Annotated in this window: 18 protein-coding genes; 13 read left to right on the forward strand and 5 right to left on the reverse strand. The window is 59.5% G+C overall.

The window, feature by feature from the left end; genetic code table 11:
• The first annotated feature begins 177 nt into the window (after positions 1-177).
• Positions 178-522 carry a hypothetical protein gene (locus GSQ93_RS09030; RefSeq protein ID WP_158935326.1) on the forward strand — a complete coding sequence of 115 codons (345 nt, stop codon included), beginning with the start codon at positions 178-180 and terminating at the stop codon, positions 520-522.
• A gap of 38 nt (positions 523-560) precedes the next feature.
• On the opposite strand, the gene GSQ93_RS09035 is transcribed toward GSQ93_RS09030, so the two are convergent.
• Positions 561-806: a hypothetical protein gene (locus GSQ93_RS09035; protein ID WP_158935327.1), complete on the reverse strand. Its 246-nt coding sequence runs from the start codon at positions 804-806 to the stop codon at positions 561-563.
• A gap of 121 nt (positions 807-927) precedes the next feature.
• Between GSQ93_RS09035 and GSQ93_RS09040 the strand changes: the two genes are divergently transcribed.
• The 3 genes from GSQ93_RS09040 (at position 928) to GSQ93_RS09050 (ending at position 2,879) form a co-directional block, all read left to right on the forward strand.
• On the forward strand, positions 928-1,401 hold the full coding sequence (locus GSQ93_RS09040; protein WP_158935328.1) for a hypothetical protein: 474 nt from the start codon (positions 928-930) through the stop codon (positions 1,399-1,401).
• A 406-nt stretch (positions 1,402-1,807) separates the two neighbouring features.
• Positions 1,808-2,473, forward strand: a complete 666-nt coding sequence (locus tag GSQ93_RS09045) for a DUF433 domain-containing protein (protein ID WP_158935329.1) — start codon at positions 1,808-1,810, stop codon at positions 2,471-2,473.
• Positions 2,439-2,879, forward strand: a complete 441-nt coding sequence (locus tag GSQ93_RS09050; protein WP_254073814.1) for a hypothetical protein — start codon at positions 2,439-2,441, stop codon at positions 2,877-2,879. The genes GSQ93_RS09045 and GSQ93_RS09050 overlap by 35 nt, the downstream gene beginning before the upstream one ends.
• Here GSQ93_RS09050 and GSQ93_RS09055 read toward each other — a convergent pair whose 3' ends face one another.
• A complete protein-coding gene (locus GSQ93_RS09055) occupies positions 2,880-4,004 on the reverse strand; it encodes an aromatic ring-hydroxylating dioxygenase subunit alpha (protein ID WP_158935330.1) in 1,125 nt (374 codons plus the stop codon).
• 255 nt (positions 4,005-4,259) lie between these two features.
• Between GSQ93_RS09055 and GSQ93_RS09060 the strand changes: the two genes are divergently transcribed.
• Positions 4,260-5,351, forward strand: coding sequence for a GGDEF domain-containing protein (locus GSQ93_RS09060; RefSeq protein ID WP_158935331.1), 1,092 nt, complete (start codon positions 4,260-4,262; stop codon positions 5,349-5,351).
• Between the two features lie 31 nt (positions 5,352-5,382).
• Here GSQ93_RS09060 and GSQ93_RS09065 read toward each other — a convergent pair whose 3' ends face one another.
• The 3 genes from GSQ93_RS09065 to flhF are packed head-to-tail and all read right to left on the reverse strand — an operon-like array spanning position 5,383 to position 8,804.
• Entirely contained in the window at positions 5,383-6,114 is a 732-nt protein-coding gene (locus GSQ93_RS09065; RefSeq protein ID WP_158935332.1) for an RNA polymerase sigma factor FliA, read from the reverse strand.
• Positions 6,115-6,145: 31 nt separating this feature from the next.
• Positions 6,146-7,078: a MinD/ParA family protein gene (locus GSQ93_RS09070; RefSeq protein WP_158935333.1), complete on the reverse strand. Its 933-nt coding sequence runs from the start codon at positions 7,076-7,078 to the stop codon at positions 6,146-6,148.
• A complete protein-coding gene (flhF, locus tag GSQ93_RS09075) occupies positions 7,071-8,804 on the reverse strand; it encodes a flagellar biosynthesis protein FlhF (protein WP_158935334.1) in 1,734 nt (577 codons plus the stop codon). The genes GSQ93_RS09070 and flhF overlap by 8 nt, the downstream gene beginning before the upstream one ends.
• Positions 8,805-9,354: 550 nt before the next feature.
• Between flhF and GSQ93_RS09080 the strand changes: the two genes are divergently transcribed.
• The 8 genes from GSQ93_RS09080 (at position 9,355) to GSQ93_RS37740 (ending at position 16,739) form a co-directional block, all read left to right on the forward strand.
• Positions 9,355-10,023 carry a cysteine hydrolase family protein gene (locus GSQ93_RS09080; RefSeq protein ID WP_158935335.1) on the forward strand — a complete coding sequence of 223 codons (669 nt, stop codon included), beginning with the start codon at positions 9,355-9,357 and terminating at the stop codon, positions 10,021-10,023.
• A gap of 16 nt (positions 10,024-10,039) precedes the next feature.
• Positions 10,040-10,930 (forward strand): DUF2877 domain-containing protein, encoded by an 891-nt coding sequence (locus GSQ93_RS37605; RefSeq protein ID WP_174254595.1) that lies wholly within the window; start codon positions 10,040-10,042, stop codon positions 10,928-10,930.
• Between the two features lie 137 nt (positions 10,931-11,067).
• Complete coding sequence (gene fdrA / locus GSQ93_RS09090) at positions 11,068-12,624, forward strand: acyl-CoA synthetase FdrA (protein WP_158935336.1); 1,557 nt, start codon at positions 11,068-11,070, stop codon at positions 12,622-12,624.
• A 7-nt stretch (positions 12,625-12,631) separates the two neighbouring features.
• Positions 12,632-14,038: a DUF1116 domain-containing protein gene (locus GSQ93_RS09095; protein WP_254073815.1), complete on the forward strand. Its 1,407-nt coding sequence runs from the start codon at positions 12,632-12,634 to the stop codon at positions 14,036-14,038.
• A 19-nt stretch (positions 14,039-14,057) separates the two neighbouring features.
• A complete protein-coding gene (arcC, locus tag GSQ93_RS09100) occupies positions 14,058-15,017 on the forward strand; it encodes a carbamate kinase (RefSeq protein WP_158935338.1) in 960 nt (319 codons plus the stop codon).
• A 61-nt stretch (positions 15,018-15,078) separates the two neighbouring features.
• Positions 15,079-15,471, forward strand: coding sequence for a glutamyl-tRNA amidotransferase (locus GSQ93_RS09105; protein WP_158935339.1), 393 nt, complete (start codon positions 15,079-15,081; stop codon positions 15,469-15,471).
• Positions 15,472-15,498: 27 nt separating this feature from the next.
• A complete protein-coding gene (locus GSQ93_RS09110; protein WP_216857593.1) occupies positions 15,499-16,305 on the forward strand; it encodes a cytosine permease in 807 nt (268 codons plus the stop codon).
• Entirely contained in the window at positions 16,248-16,739 is a 492-nt protein-coding gene (locus GSQ93_RS37740) for a cytosine permease (protein WP_216857594.1), read from the forward strand. Before GSQ93_RS09110 ends, GSQ93_RS37740 begins: the two co-directional genes overlap by 58 nt.
• The last annotated feature ends 944 nt before the right edge of the window (positions 16,740-17,683 follow it).

A 17,683-nucleotide genomic window follows, 5' to 3' on the forward strand; every position in this document is an offset into this window, starting at 1 on the left:
ATCTTTCGAGGTTGGTTTGCCCATCCAGGCTGAATATTCCCCAGAGTTGGGACGCGGGGGTTTTCAACGGGGGCAGGGTTCGATAACCTGAACCTTCGCATCCGCACTAACGTTGATTCTCGTGCACACGCCCATATGTGGTGATGTTGATAAACGATCGTAGGCAGGCCGATGAGCATGACCAAAGATGAATCTACCGAGCACGACAGCGCGCGTGCCGAGTTGCTATGTTTCCTCGTCGCGATCGCGGCGGCATCGTACGCCCTGAATCAAGAATGGCGCGTGGACCATGTCGTCGAATGTTGCCGTCGATGGCTAACGAAGAACCAGTTGAAGATGCACTGGCTCGAGCGGGTCAGAATGGGCCAACTTGCGCTGAAGATCGCCAGTAAAGACTTGTTGGAAGCTGGCGTCGCGGTTCGGCTGTCAAGTGTGCAGGCACTCTTCACCGATGAAATGGAACTCAACGGTTCGAGCACAATGGTGCAGCGGATGAGGGTCCTTTGTAACGATGCCCTCTAACTACGACCGGACGATAACCACCTCGCCCCGTCTTCGCCTCAAGCCGCCGTATTGACAAACATCCCGGTGGCGCCGGATACGCCTTGTTGCTGAAGGTTGCTCGCCAGACTCTGCAGGAATGTTTGCAACTGGGTATTCGTGCTGCTCGATGAGGATCCGGACGTCGAGCCCAGCGACGAAAGCAGATTCTGGAAATCCGATGTCAAACCGCTGACGCTGCTCGAATCGGACGATGAACTCGTCGTGCCGGTGGTCGACGTAGTGCCGCTTGAGCTGGAAGTCAACGAATCAGCCAGATCGGCGATTTGGGATGCAAGATCGCCACCTCCGCCACCCCCATGCCGATGATGCCCGTGATGAGCCGGCGCTGCGCCAGAAGGCGAAGCGGGAGCGGTTGTCGCAGCCGTGCTAATCGCCGCGGTTGCGGCTGAACCGGCAGTGGTTGCGGCGGTCGCCGAAATCGCACTGGTGCCGGTGTCACTGTCACTAGTGCTCGTCGATGTCGGATCCGGGCTTCCCTGCCCACCAGCCGCCTGGAACAGCGCGCCGAGAAATTGCTGTAGCGCTGCGGCTACCGAAGTCGCCGACGGCGCCGAGGCGCTAGAGGTTGAATCGGTCGCGGCTAGCGAACTGGTGCTCGAACTGGTCGAAGACGTGTCGCTCGACGACGTCAATCCAAGTTGCGACAATGCTGCGGAAATAGCTTGCAGCAGCGGGTTTGTGCCGCCGCTACTGCTTGTCGATGTGGTCGACGAAGAATCCGCGCTAGGCCCGGTCTGTTGGTTTGCGCGCGTGCGGTTAACCGCCCACGGCTCGGCGCTAGCAGCCGATCCTGTCAGTGCTGAAATGGACATGCATTGCTCCGAGTGGTTAGCGTGAATTCTTGCTGGAACGACGAATGGGTGTAGTGGCCGCTACCGTCGTTAACGGCCTTGTATTAGAGATCTTTTGAGGATTCGCTCGGGCGCTTATTACGCGATATTTCTGACGCTTAGTAAGGCGAAACGGTGTCTATCCGTAAGCATCGACTAGCTCCAAACAGGGTGCTGTTGCTCGTCATCAACCTTCCCGATATCTCAGTCGCTAAGCGGTCTACAGATTGAAAGATCGGGGCAGATTTTCGCGTTCGCCCGTTTGGCGGAAAGAGCATTGCCGCGCGCAGTGGTTTTGGGCGAACAGGGTGAGCTTGCCCCAAGCGAGACACACCGACAGCACGCGACTGATCGACAAAAAATGCCACAAAGCTTCGTCAAGTCGATGTCGCGCTTACCGGTAGAATGTCCGCATGGAACTCACTGGCATTGGCCTATACACCCTTCAGGAAGCAGAACGGCTCACGGGCGCTCAAGCGCGCGAAGTGAGCCGCTGGCTGTTCGGCTATACGTTCAAAGGTGGTGTCGGTGCTCCATTGTGGAAATCTCAACTCGCAGATCTCGATGAAAAGGTGATCGGTTTTCGCGACCTGATGGAGTTGCGTATCGTCAAGGCGTTCCGCAATCACGATGTTCCGCTTCAGGTAATTCGTGCTGCGATAGAAGGTGCGAAGGCAATGTTTGGAACCGACTATCCTTTCACTGCACATCGGTTTTTGACCGATGGCAAATCGATTTTTTCCGAAGCGTTGCAAGAACACGGCGACGCTGAAATGACCGATCTCGCCAAGCGACAATTGGTGTTTGAACATATTGTTCGGCCGGCGTTGTACACCGGAATCGAATTTGCACGCGACGGCCAGGCAAGCCGTTGGTTTCCACTCAAACGCAGCAACGCGATCGTGCTCGATCCGGAAATCGCATTTGGGAAACCCGTGCTGACCGGCTATGGCGTGAGAACGGAAATCGTCGCTGAGGCTTTCAAGGCTGAGAAAAATAAGAAAATGGTCGCGTTATTGTTCGATATCCCGGTCGCCGCAGTCGATGCTGCCATCCGCTACGAGCGAATGGCAGCATGAAGTATTTCTTCGACAACAATCTCTCCCCCATCTGGCTCACGCCATCCGGGAGCTGTGCGGAGTCGAAGAAACGGTTGCGCGTGTCATACATCTGCGTGACAGGTTTGCGGCGGATACGAAGGACCACGATTGGATAAAAGAGCTAGGCGAAGAGGGGCGTTGGGTTGTTCTATCGCAGGATGCCTTTCGTAAAAACGACACCGAGCGCAAAGCCCTGCGTGATTCCGGCCTGATAACGTTCGTGTTTCATCGACAGTGGACAGAGCGCCAGCACTGGGACAAGGCACAAAATCTGGTCAAATGGTGGCCAGCAATACTCGATCAAAGCCGGAGAATAAAAGGTGGTGCGGCGTTCCGAGTGCCATGGCGGTACAGCGGTGGAAAATTCGAACAGATTTCGCTGTAGTTAATAAGCAAAGTGGGACAGTGGTTGGACCCCACTCACCTCCGTCCCATACCCCCACTCCCGCGCTCTCAAATACCCCCTATACGCCACCGACAACCGATCACACACCTGATGCAACTCAGCCTGCGGATCAAGTGGCAGCCGCTTCGGCCATTGCGATTCCACTATCGGCGTGTCCTGCATCAGTATTTGCATATTGAAGTCATACAGATCCTGATCCGAGTGCGCTGACTCATCCTCGAACACCGACACCATCCACGCCCGCGTCTCCGTTTCGCTCACCGGCGACGCCACCAGCAACAGATGCAACGCGCCCGCACCGTGCTGCGCGACCTTCGACAAACTCGCCACCAGTGGCCGTTTCACGCGATACACATAGTCAATATCCACGCCCTCCTGTCCCGGCAATCCCGCTGGTTGCCAGAACCGACACTGCCGCGCCTCCAGCCCGCCCTCCGTCTCAATCACTTCGTAATCCTGCACTTCTGTATGCGATGCATCGCCGAGAATGCCGGCATGCACGAACGGGAAGTGCGCCATATCGAGGAAATTCTCGACCACGCGCGGCGCCGATGAACGCACCGTCTGCGCCGCGAGATTGATCCGGCGTGTTCCTGGCTTGTCGAACTCCCCGTACTCCGGGAAGAAATCGAGTGGACGAGAAGGCTCGCCGAGACACGTCCACACCACACCGTATTTCTCCTCCACGCGATACGTCCGCGCGCAAGCGCGCTTCGGTTTCGCGGAGCGTATCGAAGGATTAGAAGGAATGTGGATGCACTGGCCATCGACGTCATAGCGCCAGCCGTGATACGGGCACGCAATCAAGCCGCCCGTCACCGTGCCCAACGACAACTGCGCCCCGCGATGCGGACAGCGATCGCGCCAGACATGAACGTCGGTGGAAATATCGGGCTGCGCGGCCGACTCTTTATCTTCCGACTCGTTGCGCCAGACGACCAGCCGTTCGCCCGCGACCACAAACCCACGCGACTCCCCGGCGGGCACATCGGCGCTATTACAGACAGGCAGCCATTCGCCGAGCAACGCGGAATCGAGCACGGCGCGGGCGTCATCGGCGGCATTCGTGCCGTCAGCGGAAGAAGCGGATTCGAGTGGTTGCATCGGGCGTCGAAAAACCTACGTAGTAGATAACAACTTAAACAACAATTCCAAAACACCCTGGCGCGATGAATGCGTGCCAACCGATTCAAAATCGATCGCACCAAGTCAGTATCAATCCGCCAAGAATCTAGTCGAATTGTGCACTTTTCAGCCACTTCCCGGCGACGCAGTACGATTGCGATTCTGCACTACGCAGTCGCTGTAGAAAACGTGGCATCGATCGGCACTTCGAAAATCGTCATCAGGAGACTCAGAATGGGGCAGGCGAATGACCCCTTGCACCGGCACCGCGGTTACGTATGGTCGCCTCATCTCGATCCGGAAAAAGAGCAGGCGACGCTGCGAGTCGTACTGGGCTGCCTTGCGACGGCCGTGTACGGCGCGCTCGCGTGGTCCGTTCCATCGCCCGCCGCGACCGCCAGTTTCCATGCGCTCGCGCTCTATCTGATCTACGGCGTGGCGACACGGGTAATCATCAGCAGAATGCAGCGACAGTCGAATCTGCGGCTCGCATCCACGACTGTCGCCGACCAAGCACTGCTCACGGTGGTTCTCGGCGTCGGTGGAGCGCTCACCTTGCCCATGCTGTGGGCCGTCTTCCTGTTTCTGATCGGCGCGGGCGGGCGTTACGGCAAACACGCGCTGGCGTTGTCTTGCGCAACGGCGCTGGTGGGAATCGTCGCGTTGTCCGTCTTGCAGCCGTGGTGGATGATCAACCGTTCCGCGGCACTCGGAATCGGCTTGAGCGTGCTCGGGGCGTCGGTCTATCTCGCAGTGCTGGTCGGCCGCCTCGGCAGTGCGAACCGCGACCTCGCGCTCAAGGCGGGCACCGACCCGCTCACGGGCTTGAGTAACCGCTACATGCTGGAGCAGACTATCGGCCGGGCGGTGACGGCGATATCGACGGGACAGGAAGGCGCGACTGCGCTGCTGCTGATCGATCTCGACGGCTTTAAGGAAGTCAACGATACCTACGGACACGAAATCGGCGACATCGTGCTGCAAACTTTCGCGGCACTGCTGGCAGGAAGGGTAAGAATCACCGACACAGTCGCGCGGCTCGGCGGCGATGAATTCGTCGTGCTGGCGCGGCACGTGACCGGCAGTCACGCCGTGCAGACGGTGGCAAACGGCGTGCACGCGGTGCTGGCGGAAATGACGTCGGTGCAAGACCGGGTGGTGAATGTATCGGCGAGTATTGGTGCTTGCCTGATTTCACCGGAACTGAGCCCTGGTTACAGGGATATTGCTGTGCTGATGCGAGCCGCCGATCGCGCGATGTATCGCGCCAAAGGGTTAGGCAAAGGCCAGACGGAGTTCGCGCAGGGAGCGGATTTCGAAACCTGATCTGCGTTCAAGAACCCTCGACCGCCAAATATCATGCCTCCACGCCGGACCACGCTTGTTCCCGCAACTTCGCCCGCAAACGCGCAACGGCCTGGCTGTGCAACTGGCACACACGCGATTCGCTGACTTCCATCACCGCGCCAATTTCGCGCAGGTTCAGCCCCTTCTCGTAATACAAGCTCATCAGCAGCTTTTCGCGCTCAGGCAATTTATCGATTGCATCGACCAGCGCGGAGCGCAAGCTGCCGTCGAGCAGCGCGGAGAGCGGGTCGGCTTTATCGACGCAATAACGGTCGAGAAACGGCTCGTCATCGGAAGACCGGTCAAAGTCTTCGTAATAGATCAATTGACTGCCGTGCAGATCCTGCAACATGGCCTGGTATTCGATCAGCGGCATGTTCAAGTGCTCAGCCACTTCCTGTTCACTCGCCGACCGGCCGAGATGCTGCTCAACCTTGTGCACGGCCGATTCGACTTCGCGCGAGGTCTTGCGCATGCTGCGCGGCAGCCAGTCGTTGGCGCGCAGCTCGTCTAGCATCGCGCCGCGAATCCGCTGGCTGGCGTAGGTCTCGAACTGAGCGCCCTGATCTTCCTTGTAGCGGCTGGCGGCATCGAGCAGACCGATCATGCCGGCCTGGATCAAATCGTCCAGATCGACACTGGCTGGCATTTTTGCCACAAGCTGCAGTCCGAGCCGGCGCACCAGCGGCGCGTAGCGGGTCAGGACTTCGGACTGTGACAGTTTTCCTTGGGCGTTATACATCGCATTCACCTTGTTCCTTCTTCTTGCGGCATCACACGGACGCGGGGCTGCTCATCGCAAGCTGCATCAATGGCGTTTCGGGGCGGCGTACCGCGCCGGAGTTGGTCGAGCGCTCCAACCCTTGCTGCGTTTCCGCTCGCGAGGGCTGCACGGGCCATTCAAACTGCGACGCTTGCGGCATCGGCCAGTACTGCAATTCAGCGGCAATCTGCCGATAATCCCGGGCGGCGGCCGTCGCCGGAAAAGCTTCCACTGCGCAACGCGACAATTCGTGCGCTCGCGCCACGCGCGGATCTTCGGCCACGCAACCCGCCGGCATGAGTTGCACCGCGAGGTAGCGGCTGGCGACGCCGGCGAGGTTATCGAAGGCGATCTGTGCATCGGCGCCGTTCTTCACGTGATTCACGACGACCCGGAACCGGCCAATAGCGTGCGCATAGTGCAGACGCTTGATGCATGCGTACGCCTCGGTGATCGCGGCCGGTGCAACGCGGGTCACGATCACGAAGTCGTGCGCTTGCACGGCCAGGTTCGACAGCGCGCCGCTGCGATCAAGCTGGGTATCGATCAGGACGATATCGGCGGGTCCATCGAGCAGCACGCGGCTATGCGCGGCGTCCTGACTGATGCGTTCGTCGCGAGGCGCGGCGATCACCGAAAAGCCGAACGGCGTGCGCGTGACGGCGTCCTGCAAGAAACGCTTGCCGGACAAGACCGCGCCCAGTGCACCGTTGTCCGGCACCTTCGTCAGCCGGGTCACCGACAACGCGTTCTGGCGCTCATCGATCACCAGCACGTCCTTGCCTTGCGCGGCGAGAGCGGAAGCCAGGTTGACGACCGTCGATGTATTGCCGGTCCCCCCTAATCCACCTGCCGGGGCGCCGCAGACCGCCACGACCCGAGAGCCGTTGCGTGTCAGCAAGCGCCGCAGGCCTTCAGCCTGATCGGACACGAACTTATCCAAAATGAACCTCATGCAGTTCAGTGGAAGCGCGCGCGGAGAGCGCGGACAGGAGCGGCGGCACGTCGTCGTCTTGCGGCACGAACGGCGAACCGTCACGCGGAATGCAGAAGGCGCTTTTAATCAGGAAGCGCTTGGTCGCCACATACAGGTTTTCCGGCACCTTCTGACCCGTCGATACGTAATGCACGGGCAGCTTGTAGCGGATCACGGTGTCAAGTACGCCACCCAGGTTCGTGGCTTCGTCGAGCTTGGTCAGGATGCAGCCCGCGAGCGGCGGCTGGTCCGGCGCGCTCTGGTAGGCCTGCACGACTTCGTTCAACGTGTCGCCGTGGCTGGTTGCGTTCAGCAGCAGCAGGCGCTGCACCGGATGACCGGCGCCGCACAACATGGAGATGTGATCGGCGACAGTACGGTCACGCTGGCTCATGCCGATCGTGTCGATCAGCACGATGTGCTTGTTACGCAGTTCGGAGAGCGCGAGTTGCAGGTCGTCGGCGTCTTTGACCGCATGCACCGATACCCCGAGGATCTTGCCGAAAATACGCAGTTGTTCGTGTGCGCCGATCCGGTAGCTGTCGGTGGTGAGCAGCGCGACCTTGCTGGCGCCGAAGCGCATCACGCAGCGCGCGGCGAGCTTCGCGGTGGTGGTGGTCTTGCCTACGCCCGTCGGGCCCATCAGTGCGAAAACGCCGCCGCGGTTCATCATCGATTCTTCGCTGTCCATGACGGGCAGGTTGTTTTCGAGCACTTGCTGAACCCATTCCATCGACGCTTCGGCTTGTTCGATCTCCGGCATGTTGTCGATCACCAGGCGCACCAGCTGAGCCGAGAAACCGGCGGCGAACAGGCGCTTGGTCAGCTCGGCGTGATTCGGGCTGCGACGTTGGCGATCGCCCCACAGCAAGCCGGCGAAGTGCTCTTCCATCATGCCGCGCATTGACGATAGTTCATGCATGACGGTGTCGTTCATCACTTGCTCCACGCGGGTGCGGATGGCTTCGGTAACGGCGGCGGCGGCCGATGCCGGCAGTCCCGCGAAGGCGCCTTCCTGCATCGAAGTGGCGGGGTGGGCCGCCGGGGTTTGAGTGGCTGCGTGCAGTTGCGCGGTTTTTTGTTCCGCGCGGCGAGCGGCGAGTTGCGCGGCTTCGCGTGTCCATCCGTGGGCTTGCGCGGAGTCCTGCGGCGTGACCGTCACAGGACTGCCTAATCCCTTTGCGATGGCAGCCGACGCGCTCAGCGTGCGTTGCGGCGCGCTGTCAGCCGCTGACTGTGCTAACTGTGCCGATTGCGCGACCCGGCGGGCATGCTCGATCAGCCAGGGATTCGATTCGGCCATCGTGCGCGATGTGTCATCTGCCAGTGCTTCGGGCTCCAGATCATCCAGCGGTTCGGGATTGGCGCCGAACACCGACGAAAAGACATCGCCGCTGGCGTACGGGTTCGAACCCGCATTCGAATTTGAATTCGAGTGAGACTGCGAAAGTGATGGTGACAGTAACTGCGCGTGTGATTGGTTTCCGCTCGCCGCCTTCAGCTTCATCTCGCGATGTTCCGCGGCGGCTTTCGGCGAGATCTTCGCGAGATCGCCGTCCGCAACCGCGACGATCTCAACGCTGCCGTCTTCGGTTGTCCGGTTCGACAACACGACCGCATCGGGGCCCAGTGCCTCACGGACGAGCCGAAACGCGTCGCGACTTGTGGCACCGATGAATTTGCGGATGTTCATTTACCCCCCGATGAGCTCGCGCTCACGCTGATCTGTTGCGGTTGAACGGCAGCGCCACGTTTTGGGCGACGAACCGTTTTCCAGTGAATGAATTATTGCAAGGGTGGGTTGCGGGCCATCGGCTGATAAGAGCCGGGAAAGCGGGGTAATTCGGGAGATCGATAGTGGAGGCGGTGCACGGGTTGCATCGGGGAAATGCGTGCCGGATCAAACATCAGACAATTGATTCGATGTTTCAGTGACGGTGACGAAAGACCTCACCAAATGTTTCATTACGAGTCGTGTTATTTCGTCGCAGCGTTGGGCCGATTATTTCGCGGCGCGCTTTATTAATGCGCAACACAATACCAGGCAGTTCGTGATAATGATTTTATTAAGTTTTTGAAACGACTTCAATTAAGCTTAAAAATCGATGAACAATGATTAACTCGATGAAATTTCTATCGTGCCTTAAGACGAACCTACCTATAATAAATCGAAGGACAATTTAAATAAATTGCAATAGCAGAGCAAGCATTTCACGTCCTGACATTAATCAAGGAATACCCAAATGCCTCAAAAACTATTTCACGCACAACCGTTTCCGCTTCCGTTTGATTCACACACAACTGCATTGGTCGTGATCGACATGCAGCGTGATTTTGTTGAACCGGGAGGCTTTGGCGAAGCATTGGGAAACGACGTCTCCCTGGTGCGCAGCGCGATTGTCCCGTGCGGGAAAGTGCTGAAGGCGGCGCGTGATGCAAAGCTCCTGGTCATCCATACGCGTGAGGGCCACCGCGCCGACCTGGCCGATTGCCCGCCGGCGAAACTGACGCGCGGCGGCAAGACGTTCATTGGCACCGACGGCCCCATGGGCCGCATCCTGGTTCGCGGGGAGGCCGGGCACGACATCATTCCCGAGTTGTATCCGGCGTTTGGCGAACCTATCATCGACAAACCGGGTAAGGGCGCGTTCTATGAAACCGACCTGCAGCTGATCCTGCAAAACCACGGGATCAAGACGCTCATCGTGTGTGGCGTGACCACTGAGGTCTGCGTGACAACGACCGTTCGCGAAGCCAATGACCGCGGCTACGAGTGCATCATTCCGGCGGATTGCGTCGGATCGTATTTCCCCGAATTCCAGAAATCGGCGCTGGAGATGATCAAGGCGCAGGGCGCAATTTTCGGCTGGGTCAGCGACGCCGCGGCCATTGTCGACGGCTTGCGCGCCTGAAGCCGGCCAGGCAGCCATGGCACGCCTCCTCACGTTCCCTGTGTGCTCGGTTGGCTATATGGCCGAGCACGGGCCGCGCGAGACGCTGCGGTTCTGGGTTCATAGCTGCTTTCAGCACGCGATGAACTTGTCGTCGGCGAATGGCGAGTTGCTGACTTTGCTCGGTCCGCGCTATCAGAACCTGCCCACGGCCATCAGGCTCGCGACGCCGCCGGGTTGGGATTGGCGCCATCAAGCGCATTCGCGGCAGCCCGTCACGCTCGAGAACAACGAGTTGCGCGGCACACTCTGGCGCGCGAACCTGAGCCAGGCGCCGTGCTGGCGGCCTGGAGCGGACCGGGCGCCGGGCGGCCATTCGCCGAGCGCGCTGCTGGCGGCGTATCCGTTGCTGTCGAGCCAGTTGCTGGCGTACTGCATGGAGCGCGAGGTGCGCAGCAGCCTGCAATTGCTGCCGGGTTGGCCGCCGGGTGGGCGCACCCCTCGCTTGAACCCCGGCGACGCAAAGGCAGAGTTGGAACGCGGCGTCTCGGAACTGATTGGATACGGCGCAGGGCTGACGCCGGATGGCGACGACTACTTGCTGGGTTATCTGGCGTCGTTATGGCCGTGGCAGCATCTTGGCGTCATATCCGCGCACTTGAAACTACTGCGCCCGGCAATAAAGAGTCAACTTCACAGAACGACCAGTATCAGCCGGCATTATCTGGAGCTTGCGTTGCAGGGACACTATTCACAATCGATCGATCATTTGACGACCGTCCTGATTCACGGAGGGTCGCCGGTGGAGGCGAAACTTGCGGCAATCAATGTCATGAAATTCGGCTCGTCATCTGGCGCAGATTGTCTCGGCGGTTTTCTGCACGGAATAAGGGCGCTTGGAAAGATCGAGCAGATAGAAATGAACTGATCCTTTATATGGATTAGCGGAAAATCATTATCGAGTTAATCAAATTGATGGTACCCGGCGCATGCAACGCCGGGTTCGCCAGGTGGGCACTCGGCCAAATCTGAAGCAGGCAAGTGTAACGATTACCGGAAGCTGAAATGAGCATAAGAACCAAGGTCTTCAAGAACATGTATCAGGACTCTGTCTCCCTGATGCAGATATCCGCGCACATCTCCAAGCTCGCCGGCATTGAACAGGCATCGGTGGTGATGGGAACGCCCACCAATCTGGCGCAACTGCGGGACGCGGCGCTGGACGACGGTTGTACAGCCGGTCCGAACGATCTCGTGATCGCGGTACGCGGGGAGATCGCTGCATGCGACGGCGCGCTCGTGATTGCGGAAGAGCGCCTGAACAGCAAGCCGGAGGAGTCAAGCGGCGACGGCGTGCGCCCGCCACCGCTTGCCAGCCTCGAAATGGCGGTCGAACAGCAGGCGGCATCGAATCTCGCCCTGATCTCGGTGCCCGGCGATTACGCCGCCGCCGAAGCGATCAAGGCGTTGCGCCTGGGGCTGTCGGTCATGCTCTTCAGCGACAACGTCAGCCTCGCCCACGAGTGCGCCATCAAGACACTCGCACGCGAAAAGAACCTGCTGGTGATGGGCCCCGATTGCGGGACGGCCATTATTAACGGCATGCCGTTGGGCTTCGCCAATGTGGTGAAGCGCGGGGCGATTGGCGTGGTGGCGGCATCGGGCACCGGCTTGCAGGAGGTGACATGCCGCATCGACCAGTTGGGCGCCGGGATTTCGCAGGCGCTGGGCACGGGCGGCCATGACCTGCACGAATCGATCGGCGGGATCTCCATGTTGTACGGTCTCGATGCGCTAAGCGCAGATCCCGACACCCACGTGATCGTGCTGATCTCCAAGCCGCCCGCGCCTGCTGTCGCGGAAAAAATCCTGGCGCGGGCGCGCGCTGCGGGCAAGCCGGTCGTCGTCAATTTCCTGGGCGCGCAGCCGGAAGACATGAACGTGCCGGGGATCACGCCGGCGTACACCCTGGCCGATGCCGCTGGCTTCGCCGTCGCGTTGTTATCGGGTGCTGCGCTGCCGGCCTCAGTCGCCGAGGTCAGCACGCCGGACGCCGGACGTCTCCACGATTACAGCCGTACCTTGCGGCCCATGCGGCGCTTCATCCGTGGTGTGTTCGCGGGTGGCACGTTTTGCTACGAAAGCCAGTTGTTATTGCGGCAACGCGGCTTCGCGGCGTCGTCGAATACGCCGGTTGCGTCGAACAGCAAGCTCGAGGATATCTGGCACAGCACGGGTCACACACTCGTCGACATGGGCGATGACGATTTCACGCGTGGCCGTCCGCATCCCATGATCGACCCCACGCTGCGCAACCAGCGAATCCTCGCGGAGCTGAACGACCCGCAAACCGCCGTCGTGCTGTTCGACCTCGTGCTCGGTTATGGCGCATCGGCAGAACCTGCGCGCGAGTTGTTAGCGCTGATCGAACACGCGCGACTTCAGGCGGCAGGCAAAGACTTGCCGGTCCTGATCTCCCACGTCTGCGGCACAGAAGCCGATCCACAAGTCAGAAGCCGTCAGGTCGATACCTTGCGCGAAGCCGGCGTTCTCGTCGCGGGTTGCAACGCGCAGGCGGCACTTTGGGCGAGCCACGTTGCCCATCTTCAGGCGCAAAAATAACGGGACCATGATGAACACGCTATTTAACCAGCCACTGAACGTGGTGAATGCAGGCTTGAGCAGTTTTGCCGATAACCTCGCCCTCGCCGGCGGCGATGTCATCAACCTGCAGTGGCAGCCGCCCGCGCTCGGAGACGTAGACGCGGGGCTGGCGCTGGCATCGCTGATTCGCCATCCGTTAGTCGATCACGCCAACGAGCAGGCGTTCCAGCAATATCTTGCGGCCCAGCCCGTTCTCGTCGATGTCATGAGCGCATCGCACGCGATCGGCGCAATGGCGCATCGCAAGCTGATCCTGCACGCGGGTCCGCCGATCGAATGGACCGATATGTGCGGACCGGTGAAGGGCGCGATTGTCGGTGCGATCCTGTTCGAAGGATGGGCGACGACCCACGAAGCCGCCGAGCGGCTGGCGGCGGATGGCGCGATCGAGTTCGAGCCGTGTCACCACTATCAGGCGGTCGGCCCCATGGCGGGCATCATCAGTCCGTCCATGCCGCTGTGGGTGATCGAGAACAAAACAAACGGCCGGCGGGCTTTCAGCAACTTCAACGAAGGGCTCGGCAAGGTGCTGCGTTTCGGCGCCAATAACCAAGAAGTGCTGGACCGTTTGCACTGGATGACGCAAGAGCTCGCGCCGGCATTAAAGGCCGCGTTAAAGGTGCTGGGTGAAGTGGAGTTGAAGCCGATGATGGCGCAGGCGTTGCACATGGGCGACGAAGTCCATAACCGCAACGCGGCCGCGACCGGCCTCTTGATCAAGCGCCTGATTCCCGCGTTGTTATCGACCGGATTGCCGATCGAGCGGATTCAGCGCGTGACGGAATTCATTGTTGGCAACGATCACTTCTTCCTCAATCTCTCGATGGCCGCGTGCAAGGCCATGACCGATGCAGCCCACAACGTGCCGTTCAGTTCAATGATCACGGTCATGGCGCGCAATGGCGTGAACTTCGGCATCCGCATGTCGGGCACGGGCGACCGGTGGTTCCAGGCGCCCGCCAATCCGGTGGAAGGTTTGTTCTTCCCGGGCTATGGCGTGGAAGACGCCGCAGCCGATCTCGGCGACAGCGCGATCACCGAGACGGCAGGAGTGGGCGGCTTCGCCATGGCGTCGTCGCCGGCTATTGTGAAGTTCGTGGGCGGCACGCCGGCCGATGCCACCAGCAACAGCCGTCGCATGCAGGCCATCACGCTGGGCGGCAATCCTGCGTTCACGCTCCCCGCACTGAATTTCGCGCCGACTGCCGCGGGTATTGATGCCCGCAAGGTGGTTGATCGCGGCATCCTGCCGATCATCAATACCGGGATTGCGCACAAGGAGGCTGGCGTCGGGCAGATCGGCGCGGGTATTACCACGGCGCCGATGCCGGGTTTTATCGAAGCGATTCGCGCGCTCGCCGAATACGTTTAAATCACAGGGACCAAGCAGCATGACCAAGCCTCTGGCAATTGTCGCGGTCGGCGGCAACGCGCTGATCCGCGACGATCAACACGATAGCATTCCTGATCAATACGACGCCGTCGTCGAAAGTGCACGGCACATTGCTGACATGATCGAGGCCGGATGGGACCTGGTGCTGACGCACGGCAACGGGCCGCAAGTTGGTTTTATCCTGCGCCGCTCAGAACTTGCCGCCGATGAAGTCCGGCCGGTGCCGCTGGACTACGCCGTCGGCGATACCCAGGGCGCGATTGGCTACATGTTTCAGAAGGCGTTGAGCAACGCGTTGCGGCGTCGCGGGATTCATCGGCACGTGGTCACCGTTGTGACCCAGACGCGTGTCAGCAGCGACGATCCGGCGTTCCTCAAACCGGGCAAACCGATAGGCGCTTTCCTCGACGAAGCAACGGCGCTGCAGCGCCAAAAATCACTCGGATGGACGCTGATGGAAGATGCCGGACGGGGCTGGCGCCGGACGGTGGCGTCGCCGCAGCCGCTGGAGATCATGGAGCGCGAGGTGATCGCGACGTTGCTTGCACAAGGTTGCGTGGTGATCGCGTGCGGCGGCGGCGGCATTCCGGTTCTGGTCGATGAGCACCAGCAGATCTCGGGCGTGGAAGCGGTCATCGACAAAGACCTGGCTTCGGCACTTCTCGCCGAACAATTGGGCGCCGATCTCCTGCTGATACCCACAGGGGTTGAACAGGTGGCGATCAATTTCGGCAAGCCGGATCAGCGCTGGCTCGACACGCTGAGCCTGGCCGAAGCGCAGGAACTGATCTCGCAAAATCAGTTCGGCGCGGGGAGCATGCTGCCCAAAGTGGAAGCCATCATGCGATTCGTGACTCATAGCCGGTCGCATGGCGGCCACGGAAAAGGCTTGATTACAAGTCCCGAATCGATCAAGCGTGCACTTGATCGCAAGACTGGGACGTGGATCACGCAATAGCGGTTTGCGTCGTGGACATTTTATTTAGCAATACCAATTGTAAAAAAATGAAGGCAGACAGATGAACAACACTACGTTGCTGGCCGTCAATGGCACGCTCATGCGTGGGCTCGAACTGAACGGCAACATGACCGCGGCGGGCGGCGTGTTCTTGCGTGAAGATCACACCGATCCGCATTACAGGCTCTGGAGTATTGGCGATCGCCATCCGGGAATGATCCGCGTGGCTGCAGGCGGAACGTCGATCGCGCTCGAGATCTGGGAATTGCCGCTCGCGTCGTTCGCCGCTTTGTTGCTGAGCGAACCGGCGGGTCTGGCGATCGGCAAGGTGACGCTTCGCGACGGCGCTCAGGTGCTGGGCGTGCTGGCCGAACCTTGGTTGGTTGAGAACCAGAAGGACATTACCGCGCACGGAAGCTGGCGCGCCTATACCGGCCATTTCTATTCCGCGTGACTGCGCGGCACTCCAAGGAACATTTGTATGCGCGACACTGACGAACGCCCGAATACGGCGCCCGGGTATCGCATTGCCATGATTTTATTGGGCATTGCGATTACGCCGCTTTTGCTCTCATCCTCCAGTCTTGGGAGCCAGTTATCGAGCCTGGCGTTGATCAAAGTGGTGGTCATCGGCGGGATCATTCTGACTATCCTTTCCGCGATCACTATTTGTGTTGGCGAGAAGGCGCGGTTGCCCACGTACGGCATTGTTAAATATCCGTTCGGCGAAAAAGGGGCGATCGCGATCAACGTCCTGCTCGCGGTCAGTTTGTTCGGATGGATTGCCGTGACCGCGAATATGTTCGGGCATTCGGTTCACGATCTATTGGCGCAACAGGGCTTGGAGATACCGGTTCCGATGCTCGTTGCTGTAGGTTGCGTGATCTTTGTGGCCGCTACGGCTTTCGGTTTCGAACTGCTCGGCAAGGTGGCTCAGTTCGCCATACCCGTTATCGCGTTGATGCTCTGTTATTGCGTGTATGTCGCGGCTCACGGAATGGTCCCGGTGCCAGCCGGGTTCACCGATATGAATACCGGCGTGGCCGTTTCCACTGTTGTCGGGACGATCATTGTGCTGGTGGCTACGCTGCCTGATTTCGGCAGTTTCGTTCATAACCGCAAGCATGCGTTGATCGGCGCGGTGCTGACGTTCCTGATCGCGTATCCGTTGTTGTATTGGGCGGGTGCAACACCGACCGGATCTCAGGGAAAGCTTCCTTGCTGGGCGCTATGGCCGTATTCGGGGCCGTGCTGCCGGCCGCTTTACTGCTTATTTTTGCGACCGTGACGGGGAATGCCGGGAACATGTTTCAAGGCACGCTGGTTGTTTCGACCTTGTTCACGCGGTTTCCGAAATGGCAGATTACCGTCGCGCCGGGTGTGCTGGCGGTGATTGTCGGCAGTATGGACATAATGGCGTGGTTCATCCCGTTTCTGCTGTTTCTGGGCATTGCGACGCCGCCGGTGGCCGGGATTTATATCGCAGACTTTTTGCTTTATCGGCGGGGTGGGTATGACGAGCGTCTGCTGGTTTCCGATCCGCAGGTGAAGGTGCTGACTTTCGTTGCGTGGATCATCGGGGCGTTGGTCGGGTTTATGACGGTGAAGGGTGTGTTTTCTTTTACGGGTATCCCGTCGCTTGATTCGATTATTGTCGCGTGTGCGTGTTATGCGATTTTCAGCCGGGTCACGAGATTGCGGGGTGTCGCCTCGCGGCTCTGAATGGGATTGGTCGTGGTTTTGGTTTTGGTTCGCACCCGGGGATGGGGGCCGCTGGCGCTTGGTGGTTAGGGGATGTCGCTTTCGGTGTTAGTGGGCGGGGTTGCTAGGTTCTAGCGTTAGCGGTCGGAGTCGTCGGCGGGTTGTTGCTTTCAGGGTTAGTGGTCTGCGAGAGTCGGATTTTCTCTTTATCACTATTGGCCACTGTGCGTGGCGGCACGTCATTTCTTTGTCCAAAGCGACAAAGAAACGAAGCAAAGAAAGCGCTTTCAAACCACGCTACCCTAAGTGTCCACAGCGTGCAGTTTTGATTCATAGGTGCCCCAAAAGCACGGTGCTCGCCAGAGCGCAGGACGTGTGAAACCCTCCTTCTCGCGAATCCTGACATAGACACGCTTCGCCACCAGTGCTCTCGGGCAAGCACGAATGCCCACGAACCAGTACGGCCTTACGGAACTGCGAGGCTGCGGTTTTTTATAGATTAGCTGTTTGGTCAGCGCGGTCGTGTTCGTGGTGCGCTGCCTGATCCTTAGCAGGTTGACGCGCGTTTGGTGTTTCGATTTTCGGTGAATTGGCTACGCATTTAGTGCGGCTACTTTCGCCGGGTACGGCCTCATCCCCTTCGGGGATTTGTTACATAAGGGGTTGGTGAGGTGATTCGTCGTGCATAAAAATTCGGAGGGCGGTGTCCGCGGATAGCGCGGGGTGTTCTTCGGGCGGGTTCAGTCACTGGTGGCGAAGCGTGTCAGAACCCGTGTACGGAGAAGGAGGGTTTCACACATCCGTGGCTCTGGCGAGCACAGTGCTTTTGGGGCACCTATGAATCAAAATTGCACGCTGTGGACACTTAGGGTAGCGCGGTTGAAAGCGCTTTCTTTGCTTCGTTTCTTTGTCGCTAAGGACCAAGAAATGACGTGCCGCCACGCACAGTGGCTAACAGTGATAAA

It is taken from the genome of Burkholderia sp. S171 (assembly GCF_009766085.1).
In the GTDB taxonomy this organism is placed as follows: Bacteria; Pseudomonadota; Gammaproteobacteria; order Burkholderiales; family Burkholderiaceae; genus Caballeronia.